12 protein-coding genes are annotated in these 14,006 nt (G+C 72.2%); 5 read left to right on the top strand and 7 right to left on the bottom strand.

The genetic code is table 11. The features are described 5' to 3' along the window. Positions 1–101 precede the first annotated feature (101 nt). Complete coding sequence (locus tag AC5WAM_RS41110; RefSeq protein ID WP_495520857.1) at positions 102–1,241, bottom strand: serine hydrolase domain-containing protein; 1,140 nt, start codon at positions 1,239–1,241, stop codon at positions 102–104. Positions 1,242–1,421: 180 nt separating this feature from the next. Beyond that, the gene (locus tag AC5WAM_RS41105) at positions 1,422–2,438 is read right to left on the bottom strand and encodes a MerR family transcriptional regulator (protein WP_495520856.1); all 1,017 of its coding nucleotides are present in this window, start codon (positions 2,436–2,438) and stop codon (positions 1,422–1,424) included. Positions 2,439–2,975: 537 nt separating this feature from the next. On the opposite strand from AC5WAM_RS41105, the gene AC5WAM_RS41100 reads away from it, so the two are divergent. The 3 genes from AC5WAM_RS41100 to AC5WAM_RS41090 all read left to right on the top strand — a co-directional run bounded on the left by AC5WAM_RS41100 (position 2,976) and on the right by AC5WAM_RS41090 (position 5,977). Then, positions 2,976–3,482, top strand: coding sequence for a carboxymuconolactone decarboxylase family protein (locus tag AC5WAM_RS41100; RefSeq protein ID WP_366791727.1), 507 nt, complete (start codon positions 2,976–2,978; stop codon positions 3,480–3,482). Positions 3,483–3,765: 283 nt separating this feature from the next. Next, positions 3,766–4,893, top strand: a complete 1,128-nt coding sequence (locus AC5WAM_RS41095) for an FAD-dependent monooxygenase (protein ID WP_495520855.1) — start codon at positions 3,766–3,768, stop codon at positions 4,891–4,893. 103 nt (positions 4,894–4,996) lie between these two features. Then, positions 4,997–5,977, top strand: coding sequence for a helix-turn-helix transcriptional regulator (locus tag AC5WAM_RS41090; RefSeq protein ID WP_495520854.1), 981 nt, complete (start codon positions 4,997–4,999; stop codon positions 5,975–5,977). Between the two features lie 79 nt (positions 5,978–6,056). Here the strand turns inward: AC5WAM_RS41090 and AC5WAM_RS41085 are convergent, their stop codons facing one another. Together AC5WAM_RS41085 and AC5WAM_RS41080 are read right to left on the bottom strand one after the other, a co-directional pair. Beyond that, positions 6,057–7,181, bottom strand: coding sequence for a hypothetical protein (locus AC5WAM_RS41085; protein ID WP_495523760.1), 1,125 nt, complete (start codon positions 7,179–7,181; stop codon positions 6,057–6,059). Positions 7,182–7,380: 199 nt separating this feature from the next. Beyond that, entirely contained in the window at positions 7,381–7,935 is a 555-nt protein-coding gene (locus AC5WAM_RS41080; protein ID WP_495520853.1) for a hypothetical protein, read from the bottom strand. Between the two features lie 554 nt (positions 7,936–8,489). On the opposite strand from AC5WAM_RS41080, the gene AC5WAM_RS41075 reads away from it, so the two are divergent. Next, positions 8,490–9,959, top strand: a complete 1,470-nt coding sequence (locus AC5WAM_RS41075) for an FG-GAP-like repeat-containing protein (protein WP_495520852.1) — start codon at positions 8,490–8,492, stop codon at positions 9,957–9,959. Positions 9,960–9,964: 5 nt separating this feature from the next. Here AC5WAM_RS41075 and AC5WAM_RS41070 read toward each other — a convergent pair whose 3' ends face one another. The 3 genes from AC5WAM_RS41070 to AC5WAM_RS41060 all read right to left on the bottom strand — a co-directional run bounded on the left by AC5WAM_RS41070 (position 9,965) and on the right by AC5WAM_RS41060 (position 13,248). Then, positions 9,965–10,891, bottom strand: a complete 927-nt coding sequence (locus tag AC5WAM_RS41070; RefSeq protein ID WP_495520851.1) for an NADP-dependent oxidoreductase — start codon at positions 10,889–10,891, stop codon at positions 9,965–9,967. An 87-nt stretch (positions 10,892–10,978) separates the two neighbouring features. Next, on the bottom strand, positions 10,979–12,103 hold the full coding sequence (locus tag AC5WAM_RS41065; protein WP_495520850.1) for an FAD-dependent oxidoreductase: 1,125 nt from the start codon (positions 12,101–12,103) through the stop codon (positions 10,979–10,981). A gap of 251 nt (positions 12,104–12,354) precedes the next feature. Then, a complete protein-coding gene (locus AC5WAM_RS41060) occupies positions 12,355–13,248 on the bottom strand; it encodes an NADP-dependent oxidoreductase (RefSeq protein WP_495520849.1) in 894 nt (297 codons plus the stop codon). 71 nt (positions 13,249–13,319) lie between these two features. Here AC5WAM_RS41060 and AC5WAM_RS41055 point away from each other — a divergent pair, with 71 nt between their 5' ends. After that, positions 13,320–13,889 carry a TetR/AcrR family transcriptional regulator gene (locus AC5WAM_RS41055; RefSeq protein ID WP_495520848.1) on the top strand — a complete coding sequence of 190 codons (570 nt, stop codon included), beginning with the start codon at positions 13,320–13,322 and terminating at the stop codon, positions 13,887–13,889. Positions 13,890–14,006 lie beyond the last annotated feature (117 nt).

Genomic DNA, 14,006 nt, shown 5'->3' with positions numbered 1-14,006 from the left:
CACCGTGAGGCCGTAGTACCCCGTACACGGCCGTAGGCGCCTGGCATCCGCAGCGGGTCGCCCTCTTCCCGGAGGCGGCCCGCTGTCGCGCCGCCTGGCGGTCAGCGGTCGCACAGGGCTGCCTCCATGGCTTCTTCGAGGTGCTTCACGGCTGCTCCGCTCTTCGGTTCGAGGGTCATCGAGACGCTGGCGGCGCGGCCGTCGTCGGTGGCCGCGGCCCACGTGCCGTAGCCCGGTATCGCGCCGCTGTGGCCCCAGGCCACCTTGCCGCAGGAGGGCAGCTTCACGCTGACGATCCCCAGTCCGGCGTGGTAGCGGCGCTTCTCCGCGGGGACGCTGGGGTCTTCGATGGGGACGGTGGTGCGCATCTCCTTGAGCTGGTCCTTCTTCAGGAGCCGCTCGCCGCCGTCGAGCAGCGCGGAGAAGAAGCGGTTGAGGTCGGAGTGGGTGGAGACCATCGCGCCTCCCGCCCAAGACGCGGAAGGGTCGATGTCGGTGACGTCGCGCAGAGGCGCGTTGGGGGTTGCCTGGCGGTAGCCCTGGGGATGGCGTTCCCGGATGGCCGTCTCGCCGGGGGCGGGGAAGTAGGTGTGGCGCAGCCCGATGCGCCGGATGATGCGCCGGTCGACTTCTTCGGCGAGGGGCCGTCCGGTGACCTTCTGCACGAGGAGACCGGCGACCAGGTAGTTCGTGCTGCTGTATCCCCACTGCGTGCCGGGCGTGAAGACGGCTTCGTGCCCGAGGGCGACGTCCAGGGCGTCGCGGGGAGAGAGGTAGCGGCGCTCAAGGATGTCGTTCGTGACGTCGTCCTCGTAGTCGGGAAGTCCGCTGGTGTGCTGGAGGAGCTGACGCACCGTGACCTTCCGACCGTCGATCCCCTTTCCGCGCACGAGGCCCGGCAGGTATTTCTCGACCGAGGCGTCCAGGACGATCTCGCCCTCCTGGACCAGTTGCAGCACGACCACGGCGGTGAACGTCTTGGTGACGCTGCCGATCCGCACCTGGCCGTCCCGGGGCACCTTCGCTTGCGTGTCCCGGTCCCCCACACCCGCGGTGTAGCTGCGGAGCTTCCCGTTGCGGTCCATGGCGCTCGCCAGCGCCCCGGGCGCGCGGTCGGAGTGCAGCAGTGTGTCCAACCTCTGGCGCACGGGGTCTCGTTGGGCGGCGGTCGCGGGCGCCGCCAGGCCCGCGGTGACAGCGGCGGCCAGGGCCAGCACGGCGAGGGAGAGGTGTCTACGCATCAAGGTTCCTCCAGAGCAACGGTGACGTGCCTCAGCAGTAAGATCAACTCTGCTGAGGGCGGCCGCCGTTGTCCATCGGTGATCACCCTGACCGGCCCCTGATCCACCCTGGGAGCGGACTCCTGGTTCGCCCCTCAGACTCCGCCCCCGCGACACGGTCCTGCGCGAGCGGCCGCGGTGTCACATCGTTGTGGGCGCGAGAACGGAGCTCCCAGGCCTTCCCGTCGTGCGTGCTCCCGGAGGCGAGGAAGAGCCGTTCGGCGCCACCGCCACGGCGGCGGTGAACCAGGTGTACACAGGGGCCAGCCTCGGTGAGGCGGGCCATCCGTTGACCGTCGACAGGAGGCGCCAGTACCGCTCGACGTGCGGGTCGGCGGTCAGGAGGAGGCGGGCGAGCAGCCAGCGGCGCAGGTCGCCGTCACCCGCGTGCTCGAACGCGTACCCGTAGAGGTCGCTCAGCGAGTCGGTCAGCGGCGCGGTCAACAAGGAGGCCGGGAGGATGCCGACGGTCGCGGCCTCCAGGACGCGTTCGCGCAGCGCCCGATTGAGGTCGTCGTGCAGGGCGCCGACCGCGCCTGGAGAGGGCTCTTGCGCCTGGGCCTCGGCGACGCGTCGTATCGCTGCCCTGAACTCCGCGCTCCGGCACAGCTCGGCGAGTTCCGCCCAGGCTCCGACCTGGTCCGGGGTGGGATCGTCGGGAAGCTCCGGCAGGACGGACCGCATCAGGCTCGCGAACTCCGGGTTGGCGACCCCGTCCTCGAAGGCGGCGTCGATGAAGTCGGCCACCAGCTGGTGCTGTTCGGCGCGGGAGAGCGTGGCGAGTCGGTGCATGAGGTCCGCCTCCATGGGGGTGGGGCCGTGCCGTGCGACGGCCCGCAGGACCGCCCGGCGCAGCCGCAGGGCCTGGATCTGTACGTCGAGGGCGTCGGCGTGCGCCTCGGCCACTTCGGGGAGGGACACCTCGTGGTCCAGCACCTTGCGCACGGTCGCCAGGTCGAGCCCGAGCTCGCGCAGCGTCCGGACCAGGCCCAGACGGGCGAGCGCCTCGGGGCCGTACAACCGGTAGCCCACCGGGCTGCGGACGGTCGGCGGAACGAGTCCCTTGTCGGAGTAGAACCGAACCGCCTTCACCGTCAGACCGGTCCGGCGCGCCAGCTCTCCGATGGAGTAGAGGGAGGATGGGGTGTCACTGTGCATGCCCCTAGCCTGGTGTCTCCCCCCACGGGAGACTCAACCGGGGCGGGGTGGCCCGGCGAGTGGTGCGAGGTGGCCCGGCGAATGGTGCAGGGCGGCCTGCCGAATGGTGCTGGCTGAACGTCATCCCGTCGTACCGAGGCGGCGGCCGCGAGCGAGCGCCGAGGAACAGCGGGCTCCGGCGCACACCTGGAGGGCCAGGAAGACCACGAGTGCGGGCGCGGCGGCCCAGGCGAGCGGCAGACCGCAGTAGGCGGCGCCCCGAGCGCGAGCCCGGCCGACAGCTGCCGCCTCGTCCGGCCACGGCTCAGCCGGGACCCGAGCACGGTCGCGACCACCGCCTCCAGGACCTCACGCCTCAGCAAGTCCCGGTGACGGGCCGTCGCAGCGGACAAGTCGGGCCACCTCCGCACCCGGTGAAGGGCCGTTTTCGAAGCCGGGCAGAAAAAGCAGGCTCCTCCCGGTCACATTTCCCCGCCGCCATCCGTCATGGCAGTGACCGCACGATGCACGGTCTTGAGACGACATAAGGAGATAACGATGGGAACACGTTCGATCACGGCGGAGATCCCGATGGAGCCGCGTCTGTCCGAGGACCCCGCGGAGCTCGTCCCGGAGCTGGCGGCGGTGTCGGCCGCGCTGTTCAAGGTCACCGGCAACGGCTCGGTGCCGCGTTCCACGATCGGTCTGGTGCAGCTGCGTGCGGGCCAGATCGTGGGCAGCACCTATCTGACCGTTCTGCACACCGGCTTCCTGCGCAAGGCCGAGGAGTCGGAGGAGCGGATCACGTCGGTGGCCTCCTGGCAGGACTCGCCGTACTTCACCGCCGCCGAGCGGGCGGCGCTGGCCCTCACGGAGGCGGCGCTCCAGCCGTCCGCGGACGGTGAGCGGGTCTCCGACGAGCTGTATGCGGAGGTGGCCGCGCACTACGAGCCCAAGGCGCTCGCCACGCTGATGTTCGTAATCGGGCAGGTCAACTTCTTCATTCCGGTGGCGCTCATCGCGAAGCCGGTGCCCGGGCGCTCGTTCACCGATCCGTGGAAGTGACCCGCCACAGGGCTCGGCTCACGCGCTCGGATTCCGGCGCCTGAGCCGGGCCCGGGGCGGCCTCACCTGTGCGGCGGTGGTCGGGACCGCCGCCGCACAGGTGTCTGACCAGGGCTGTCCGCCGACGAGATGGCGCAGATGCGGCCCCGGCCGCCCCTCGGACGACCGCTTGCCGTCGGCGGACGACCGCTTGCCGCCGACGGATGGCCGCTGCCCGATGCGGATAAGGCGGAGCCTCGACGCGCCCTACGGTTTCGTGGAAATCGGCGCTCTGGAGGCGTACATGGACAGATACCGCGGGGTGCGGACGGCCGTGGTCGTAGGGGCGGGCATCGCCGGTCTGACGGCGGCCACTGCTCTGGCGCGCGACGGATGGCAGGTGGAGGTCGCCGAGGTCGGCCCGCCGGAGGCTCCATCTGGTTGGGGGCTGTGTCTGACCGGCCCTTCGCTGCGGGCGCTCGACGAGTTGGGGCTCGTGGACGCGTGCACGGCCGAGGGCTACGGCATGAGCACGATCACGCACGTGGACGTGCACGGCGAGCCCGCGGGTGAGGCCCGGTTGCCGTGTCTCATCGGTGCGCGACGGCCGGCGATGGCGGGTATCGCGCGCCCCGTGCTCCACCGCGTCCTGCGCGCGGAAGCCGAGCGGTGCGGTGTGGTGGTGCGCCACGAGGTGACCGTGGCCGCGGTGGATCACGATGGGGACCTCGTCCGCGTACGGCTGTCCGACGGGACGGTACGGCACGTCGCGCTGCTGGTGGGCGCGGACGGGATCCGCTCGGCGGTGCGGGGCCTGCTGGGGCTCGAAGCCTCGCTCGGCTTCCACGGGCAGATGGTCTGGCGGGCTCTGGTGCCCCGCCCGCGCTGGGCCACAGGGATCCACCAGTTCGCCGGGAAGGCCGACACAGCCGGACTCGTCCCCCTCTCGGACCGACAGGCGTACGTGTTCCTGACGGAGAACAGGGTGGAGCGCAGCGTCCTGCCCGACGCCGAACTCGCCCCGCGCCTGCGACAACTCCTGGAGGCGTTCCCGGGGCGGGTCGAGGAGATCCGCTCCCTGGTGACCGAATCGGCAGCGGTGGTGCGCCGCCCGGTCCTCACGGCGCTCCTGGAAGGCCCCTGGAACCGGGGCAACGGCGTGGTCATCGGGGACGCCGCGCACGCACCCGCACCGCAGATGGCCAGCGGGGCCGCCCTGGCCATCGAGGACGGGCTCGTACTGGCCCGGGAACTCACGCGCCACGAGTCCGTCGGCCTGGGGCTCCAGGCGTTCGTCGCGCGACGCGCGCAGCGGTGCCGGACGCTCGTGGAGACCTCGGTGGCGATCGCCGGTCTGGAGCAGGCGCGGCGCCACCGCGAGGCGTATCCGCTGGCCGACTCCTGCCACCGGCTCATGGCCGAGCCCGCGTGACCAGGGGGAGGGCCGCTCGGAACTTCTGCGCACCCGCCTCGGAGGAAGCCGACGACCGACCTCCATGGCCGACAATGGGCCTTTAGGGAAGGGGCCCGCCATCGTGCCGACGCCGCTGCGCCACCACCTCATCACCAGGTCCCAGAACCCCGCCGACCTGCTCAACGCCGCCACCCGTCTGTTCGGCGGCTCGATCGCCGCGTCGCCCCTGGGCGAGCTGTGCGGCGGCGAGCACGAACTGCGCGGCGTCGCCGCACACGACTTCGCGGTGGGCTACTTCGCCTCGCCGCTCGACGTACGGGTCGCCACGGCCAGGGGTCATGCCCGCGGCTCCTACTTCGTCAACATCGGTGTCTCCGGGGCCATCTCGGCCTCGTGCGGCGCGCTGCGGGCAACCCTCGACGAGACGACGGCGGGAGTCGCCAACCCCGGAGACACCCAGGAACTGCGCCCCCTGCACGGCCGCAGGACGCGGTTCCTGGGCCTGCGGATCGACGCCGCCCTGGTCGACCAGGAGTTCGCCGCGCTGACCGGACATCCGCCGGTGTCCACCGTGCGCTTCGACTTCGCCCTCGACCTGGCCAAGCCCAAGGGCCGGGCCGTGCGCCTCCTCGTCCGCTCCCTGCTCGAACAGCTGGACTCGCAGGACCCCTTGTTCCAGCGCGCGGAGCTGCGGCGCGGCCAGCTGCGCTGCCTCGTCACCGCCCTGCTCCTGGCCCAGCCGCACTCGCACACCGGCGAGCTGCACGACGGCCCGCGCCCCGGCTACCCGCGCTCCCTGCGGGCGGCCCTCGCGTTCATCGAAGCGAACCTCAGCGAGCGCATCGGCCTCGACGACATCGCCGACGCCGCGGGATGCAGTCCGCGGACCCTCAGCTCCGCGTTCCGCGGCCGACTCGGCCTCTCCCCCATGGCGTACGTCCGCGATCTGCGGCTCGACCGGATCCGGGAGGACATCCTCACCTCCAGCGACCCCGTCGGCACGATCGCCTACCGGTGGGGGGTCTCGCACCTCGGCCGCTTCGCCGGCCAGTACCGCGCGCGCTTCGCCGAACTGCCCTCCGACACCGCGCGCCGCAGGTAGGGCCGTGGTCGTGCGGGAGCAGCGCCGCTGACAGCCGGGTGAAGGCCGTGGCCCGGCCGACGGCCGGGCCACACCGCCGTCACGACCGGGTAGCGATACCGCACCCGGCCCCGGCGCCCTGCCGCATGCGGGCGTCCATGGACGTGCTCCGGTCGTACGGGTCGACCTCGGGGCCGTCCTCGGCGCCGGGGGCGGCACGCTCGGAGCCGAACTTGGGGGTGAAGTAGCCGGTGGTGTTGTCACAGCCTCCGTTGGTGTAGTCCGCCTTGTACGACACCAGGGAGAACGTGCCCGGCTCGGTGATGACCTTCGCCGGGTTGTCCCAGCTCATCACCACCTCCCTCCGCACGATGGTGCGCACGACCTCGTCGCTTCCCTGCACGGCCCGGTCGCTTCCCTTCGCGGCGCGTACGACCGGGTAGACGTAGGTGACGTCGCTGACGACCTCCAGGGCGCCGCGCTTCCCCTCCCGGAAGGTGATCCGCCCACGCGTCTTCACCACGTCACCGGCGGGCCGCACCTCGGCCTTCGGGAAGCGGCTGAACAGCAGCAGGGGGTCGTTCTTCCGGCTGGGGGTGGCGAAGGCGATGGACAGGTAGTCCTGAACGTCCTGCTGGCGCGGGTTGATCAGCGCGATGGCCTTCTTGGGCCGCTGCCCCCGCAGCACGTCCTCGTCCAGGCTGGACAGGGCGAGGAAGTCCCGGCTGCGCGCGAGCGCCTGCGCGACCTGGTCCTTGCTCATCCAACCGGTGGCTCGCGCCTGCGGCACGTGGATCCCCGCCACCCCGTCGCTCCACCGCGCCGCCGGAGAGCCCCTGAACGGCCGGTCCACCGTGGGCAGTTGCTCCGCCTCCCGCGCGGGTGGCCCTTCGGGGCGTTCCGACTCGGCGGCAAGGGGCTTGTCCCCTCCGTCCCCGCCGTCGCTCCCGAACCATCCGGACACCTGCCCCGAAGCCAGCGCCGCCACCAGCAGGGCGGCCGCCACCAGCAGCCCGACCACGTACCAGGCCTTGCCGCCCGCGCGCCGCGGGGGCGGCTCGTGCGTCCGCCACCCGTCCGGCGGGCCGGGCTCCTCCTGAAGGCGCCGCCCCACCATCCTGGCTCGCGCCGACGGCTCCTGCGGTGCGCCCGCGCTCCCGGCCTCGGCGTCCCGCAGGAAGCGCTCCCACTCCTCGTCCGATATCTTCCTGTCCCCACTCACGATGCGCTCCGCGCCCTCCCCGCCCTCACACGCCTCGGACCTTTGTTCCCGTACTCCATCACACCGCTTCACCGCACCGCCACAGACCCCGAGGAGCGGTGGAACACGCGGGCCGTACCCCCGAAGGCTCGGCCGGCGAGGCGCGCGAAGGCCGGTGCCCGGCCCCGCGAACAGACAGGGCCGGGCACCGGAGGGGGAGGTGCTACAGGAAGGCGATCGACGACGCCCGGTCGTTCAGCGCGTCCCCGACGTAGGAGGTCGACTGCTGGTACTCCTGGTGGGTGCCGCCCGTTCCGGGGGAGTCCCACAGCTCCAGCCAGCAGGACACCGTGGTCAGCGAGCTGGTGGCGTTGTTCATGCCGCCCGAGATGTCGGTGGTGTAGTCCCGGCCGTTGCCGCTCTGGCAGCCGCTTCCGGCGCTGTAGGTGACCGACGTTCCGCCGTAGTTCGAGTGCTCGTAGATGATGCCGAGCTGTACGTCCTGCGCCCCGCGGGTGTTGACGGATCCTCTGAGCCGTTCGACCAGTGCCTGGTCGAGGTCCTTGGCGGATAAGGGGGCGTCGGTGATGCGTCCGTGCGTGGTCGCGGCGATGGCCTGCCGGAACGTCGTGAAGCACTGGGACGTGCCGTTCTCGACGTTGACCACGCAGTTGTCCGCGGGCTGGGGCGTGGCGGCGTTCGCCGTGGCGGTTCCGAGAGCTGCCGACAGCAAAGCGGTCGAACAGGCGAGAGCGATGCGTGACGTGCGTGACAACATGGATCACTCCGATCGTGAGGGACAGCGTTCTTGACGCTTGCGATGCTCGTGCTCACTCCGGCCCGTACGGCCGGAGGCATTTCACGGATCGTCCACAGCCCACATCGGCGCACTCGCAGCCTTGTCGCGACCGATGGGTTCACCAACTCGGGCTGCGCGGACCTTTCTACACCGGGCGAGGGCAACTACGTGTGCCCGCCACTGCAAAGAAGCTGCCCGGTGATGACCGACCGCCCCTCATCGACCTCCGGGCCGACATGCCCGAACAGCACGACAAACCCCGGCACTGGGCCCGCGCGGCCCCGGGCAGAGCCCGTTCTCCGCCCGGATGAACGCTGTCGATATCCCGGGCGAAGGTGCTGCAAACACCGGTCAGCAAGGGACGGGGCCGTCGGCCCCGAAGAAACCTCCGATCGGGACCGCGCCTCCCGGGCAGGGCTCCGCCCACCCGCCATGAACCCGGCCCCAACCCCCGGTGAACTCCGTACAACCAGCCCTGCCCCTCGGCAGTCAGACCGGATAGTCCTCGTCCCGTCGACCGAGTGGGAGCCCCCGTGCCACACAGCCGCCGCATCCTCACGTACGCCATCGCAGTCGCCGCCGCGGTCACCACGGGGCTCGTGCTCCCGTCCGGTGCCTCCGCTGCCGCGCCCCGTGCCACCACGAGTGACTTCAACGGCGACGGCTACGCGGACCTCGCCGTCGGCGTCCCGGACGGGACCGTCGGCGGCCGGGCCCAGGCCGGTTACGTGAACGTCGTCTGGGGTGGTCCGAGGGGCGTCGGTGCCCACGGGAGCATCCGCGTCACCCAGGCCACCCCCGAGGTTCCCGGCACCCCGGAGGCGGGTGACCGCTTCGGCGCGTCCGTGGCGCTGACCGACCTCAACGGTGACGGCATCGCGGAACTGCTCGCCGGCGCCCCGGGAGAGGACGTCACCGACCGCGGCACGGACGCGGGTACGGTCATCGTCGTAGGCGGCTCGAGGAACGGGCCGGGGCCGGGGTCGACGGTCCTGACCGGCCCGTCGCCGTCGGCCGCGTACGGCAAGTCGGTCGCGGCGGCCCACCTGACCGGCGGCGCCAACAAGACGATCGTGGTCGGCGGCACGGACAAGGTCGTCGCCCGTGTCATCCAGGGTGAGGACAGCATGGTCACCACCGTCGTCGCCGCCCCCATGGGCGGCCGCGCCCCCGTCCTGGCCACCGGCGACTTCGACAGCGACGGCACGGCGGACCTGGGCGTGGCGTACTGGACCGCTGGCCGGCCCAGCACGCAGTCCCACGTACGCCTGTGGAGGTGGGACGCCGACCGGTCGGAGATGGCCAACTTCTGGAACACGGACAACGCCGGTGTGACCGCCCTGGCCGCCGGTGACTTCGACAGCGACGGCCACGACGACCTGGCGCTCGGCGAATGCCGTGAGATCGCCGACGAGAACATCGACGACCCGTGCGGCCCCGAGCGGCTCGCCAAGGGCGGCGGCATCCACGTCCACTACGGAAGCCGCGCGGGCGGCTCCTTCGGCAGCCGCGCCCAGACCCTCAACCAGGACACGGAGGGCGTCCCGGGCGTCGCCGAGGACGGCGACCGCTTCGGTGCCGCCCTGGCCGTCGCGGACGTCGACCGCGACGGCCGTGACGACCTGATCGCGGGTGCTCCCGGTGAGGCCATCGGAAGCAAGGCGGGGGCGGGGGCCGCATGGCTGCTGCGCGGCGGCGCCCGGGGCTTGCTCGACGCGGGCGGCGCCGCCAGGTCCGTCTCCTGGAACCAGGACACGTCCGGCGTCCCGGGGGTCGCGGAGGCGGGCGACGCCTTTGGCGCGGCGGTCGCCGCGGGTGACTACGACGGCGACCGCGCTCCGGATGTCACGGTCGGGTCCCCCGGCGAGAACGCCTCCCTGGGCGCCGCATGGCTCCTGCCCAGGGGTGCGGCCGGTGGCGCGCTGGCCTTCTCGCCCCGCACGCTCGGCCTCCCGTACCTCTCCACGGCGCAGAAGTACGGGAAGCCGCTGAGCAGTCGCTGAGGCCGTCAGGGCACGGTGATGACGATCTTGCCGCGCGCGTGGCCGGAGGCGCTCTCGTCATGAGCCGTGGCCGTTTCCCTCAGCGGGAACACGGCGTGCAGCGGGACGGCGAGACCGCCGCGATCGGCGAGCTCGGCCGCCAGCGGCAGTCCCGCCCAGCCGGGTGACTCTCCCGCCGGGGAGCGGGAGAACCGCACACCATGGCGGTCGGCGTCGAAGTCCGCGATGGTCACCACGCGGTCCGGGTCGCCGACGAGGGCCACCAGTTCGGCGAGGGAGCCCTTGCCGGCCGCGTCCAGCACCACGTCGACTCCGTGGGGAGTCAGTGGGGCGAGGCGGTCGGCGAGGCCTGCCCCGTAGGTGACCGGAACGACGCCGAGCCGGTCGAGGAAGGCGTGGTTGCCCTCGCTCGCGGTGCCGATCACGGTGAGGCCGCGGGCCCGGGCGAGTTGCGCGGTGATGGTGCCGACGCCTCCGGCGGCTCCCTCGATCAGCAACGTCATGCCCTCGGTGGCGCCCAGGGCCTCCAGGACGCGCGTCGCCGTGTCGATGTTGCCCGCGGCGCCACCCGCTTCCTCGAAGGACCACGACCGGGGCTTGGGCGCCCACGCCTCGAGGACGGCGTACTGGGCCGCGGCGCCTCCCTGGTCCACGACCGGCACGAGGCCGAAGACCTCGTCCCCCACGGCGGTGCCGGTCACCCCCTCCCCCACCTCGTCGACCACTCCGGCGGCGTCCATGCCGGGGATGTGGGGGAAGTCCAGGGTGGCGATGCCCCGCAGCATCCCCGTACGCAGGTGCCAGTCGGCGGGGGTGACACCGGTGGCGCGCACCGCGATGCGGACCTGCCCCGGCCCGGCGTGCGGCTCGTCGGCCTCCTCGACGCGGAGGACTTCGGAACCGCCGTAGCGGTGGTATTGCACAGCGAACACGGACGACCTCCGTAGATGGCGAAAGTGGTTCGGGAGGAGAGCGCGCAGGGGCCCCTTTCCTGGCGCCCCGTCAGATCTGCGGTCCCGTCAGATCCCCGCCCGCTCTCCGCCGGTGAAGAAATTGATCATGTCCTGCGGCGTGGGGTCGTGGGCGACCGCGGTGGCGGCCGCCGCGCCGCGGGGAAAGAGCTCTCGCTCGTACTCGGCGAGGGCGGTCTCGATGTCGTCGGGGTGTGCGGCAATCGCCCGGCCGAGTTCGGCGCCGTCGAGCATGGCGAGGTTGGCGCCTTCGCCGTTGGGGGCCGCGAGGTGGGCGGCGTCGCCGAGCAGGGTCACCCCGGGCACGCGGTCCCAGCGGTGCCCGACCGGCAGGGCGTGGAGAGGGCGCAGGACCGGCGCGACGTCGCTGGCGGTGATGAGCGCGGTCAGCTCAGGCGCCCAGCCGTCGTACTCCTCCTCGATCCGCGCGGCGGCCGCGGCGGTGTCGGTGAAGTCGAGGGTGGCGAACCAGTCCTGCGGCTTGGTCAGTGTGATGTAGGCGTGGAGGGCCCCGCCCTTCTCGCGGTGGGCCACGAGCCACGTCCCGTTCCCGGCCGGGTCGAACGCGACGAGCGTGCCGCCGCCGACCGCTCGCGCGGTGACCGGGTGGCGGGTGTCGGCGTCGTACAGGTGGGTCTCCACGAAGGACCGGCCGACGTATGCGGGGGTGGCGGCGGAGAGCAGGGGGCGGACTCGTGACCATGCGCCGTCCGCGCCGACCAGCAGGTCCGTGACGACGGCGGTGCCTTGGGCGAAGGTCACCTCGTGGCGGCCCACGGCGAGGGCGCGGACGCCGGTGGCCTTGTGGCCCCAGCGGACGGTGCCGTCCGGGAGTGCGTCCAGCAGGAGTTGGCGCAGTTCGCCGCGCTGCACCTCGGGGCTTTTGCCCGTGCCGTCGTCGTCCTTCTCGAACAGGACGGTGCCGCTGCGGTCGAGGAGCCGGAGCGACTGGCGGCCCTCCAGGACGATGCCGCGGAACTCGTCCGTCAGGTCGGCTTCTTTGAGCGCGAGTTGACCGTTGCGGTCGTGGATGTCGAGCATCCCGCCCTGCGCACGCGCCGCCGGAGAGGAGTCCGCTTCGTAGACCGTGACCGGGATGTCGTGGAGGTGCAGGACGCGGGCCAGTAAGAGGCCGCCGAGTCCGGCGCCGATGATGGTGACAGGGGTGCGCATGAGGCTCCTTGGGTGTCGCGATGCCGTCGGGCAGGCCACGGAATCCGCTCCCGCTCGGGTGGGCCCGGCAGGAACGGGAGGGGCGAGAGGGTCTGCCGGTGCCGGGCGGACGGGCTGGGTCACAGGAGGGCAGGCGGCTTACCCGGCCGTGCGACCGAGCAGGATCTCGCAAAGTCAGGCGGTCACCCGGCCATGGGGCCGAGCAGGAGGGCAGGCGGCCCGCCCGGCCGCGGGACCGGGCAGGGAGCGGCTCAGACGACGATGACCCGGCGCCCGCGCGCATGACCCGCCTGGCTGTCGATGTGTGCCGTCGCCGCCTCGGCGAGCACGTACGTCTTCTCGACCGGGATGTGGAGCTTTCCGCGGGAGATGAGGTCGGCGGCGGCGACGAGGGCTCGCGGGACGTCCCCGGTCACGCCGGAGAACCGGACGCCGAGGTCCGGCGCGCCGCGGTCGGCGATGGAGACCACCTTGTCCGGGTCCCCGGTCAGTTCGACGAGTTCGCGGATCACGCCCGATCCCGCGAGGTCGAGCGCCGCGTCGACCTGGCCGAGTCCCCGCACCCGCTCGACCCAGCCCTCGCCGTACGTCGTGGCGAGGGCGCCCAGGCTCCGCAGGTAGTCCTGGTTGGCGGCCCCGGCCGTGCCGATCACGGTGATCCCCCGGTCGCGGGCGATCTGCAGGACCGCCGAGCCGACTCCCCCGGACGCTCCGCTGACCAGCAGCGTCTGCCCGGGCCGCACCCCCGCCTGGCCGATGATGCGCAGCGCGGTCTCCACCACGGAGGGATACCCGGCGGCCTCTTCGAAGGTCAGGCCCTCGGGCACCGGGGCCCAGGCCGCGAGCACGGCGAGCTCGGCATAGGTGCTCGAACCCCGCCCGAACACATGGTCGCCGACCTCGACCCCGTCGACGCCCGCCCCGACCTCGTCCACCACCCCGGCGGCGTCCTGCCCGACCCCGGCGGGCAACTCGATCGGGCGGACCTGCTGGAACTGGCCTTCACGGATCCGCCAGTCGACGGGATTCACACCCGCCGCCCGCACGGCGACGCGTATCCGGCCGGGGCCCGCGTGGGGCTCCTCGGCATCTTCGAGACGGAGAACATCGGGACCGCCGAACTCGGCGAAGCTCACTCTCTTCATGCCGCCGACCGTAACACTAACGGTTAGTGTTTAGAAACGGATGCACCTTTGAATTTGGTAGTGTCAGCGGCATGACCGTGCCGACCGGACGCCGTGAACGCAAGAAGGCCGCGACCCGCCAGAAGATCGCCGACACCGCCCTGCGGCTCTTCCTGGAACGCGGGTACGACGCGGTGGGCATCCGCGACGTGGCCGCCGAGGCCGACGTGGCCGTCACCACGCTCTTCTCCCACTTCGCCTCGAAAGAGGCCCTGGTGTTCGAGCAGGACGACAACTTCCGGCAGCACCTCACGCAGGCGGTCACGGGGCGCGCGCCGCACGAGCCGCTCATCCCTGCCCTGCGCCGCGAGATCCAGGCCATGGTCCGGCACTGCACGGCGGACGGCACCGCCGAGATCTACCGCATGATCGACGAGTCACGCGCCCTGCGGGAGTACGAGGAGTCGATGCGCCTGCGCCACGCGGAGTCGCTGGCGGCGGCCCTCATCGCCGACCCCGACCTGCCCCAGAGCGCGACCGCCTGCCGGACGATCGCCAGGTTCGTGACCGAGGCCTACGCGCTGGCCCGCGAGGCGGCCGACCCGGAGGCCGCCGTGGAGGAGATCTTCCGGATGATCGAGGCGGCCTGGGACGTCGCGTGAGCTCCACGAGCAGCCCCAAGGGCGAACCCGTGCGCCGCCCCTCACACCACCCCTCACGCCGATCCGCGCACCGGCCCTCGCGCCCCTCGACACCCAGGTAACAGCTGTTACCATGCG

The sequence above is a fragment of the Streptomyces sp. JLYT201 genome, assembly GCF_059448825.1.
This window is presented reverse-complemented; position numbering and strand designations above follow the sequence as displayed.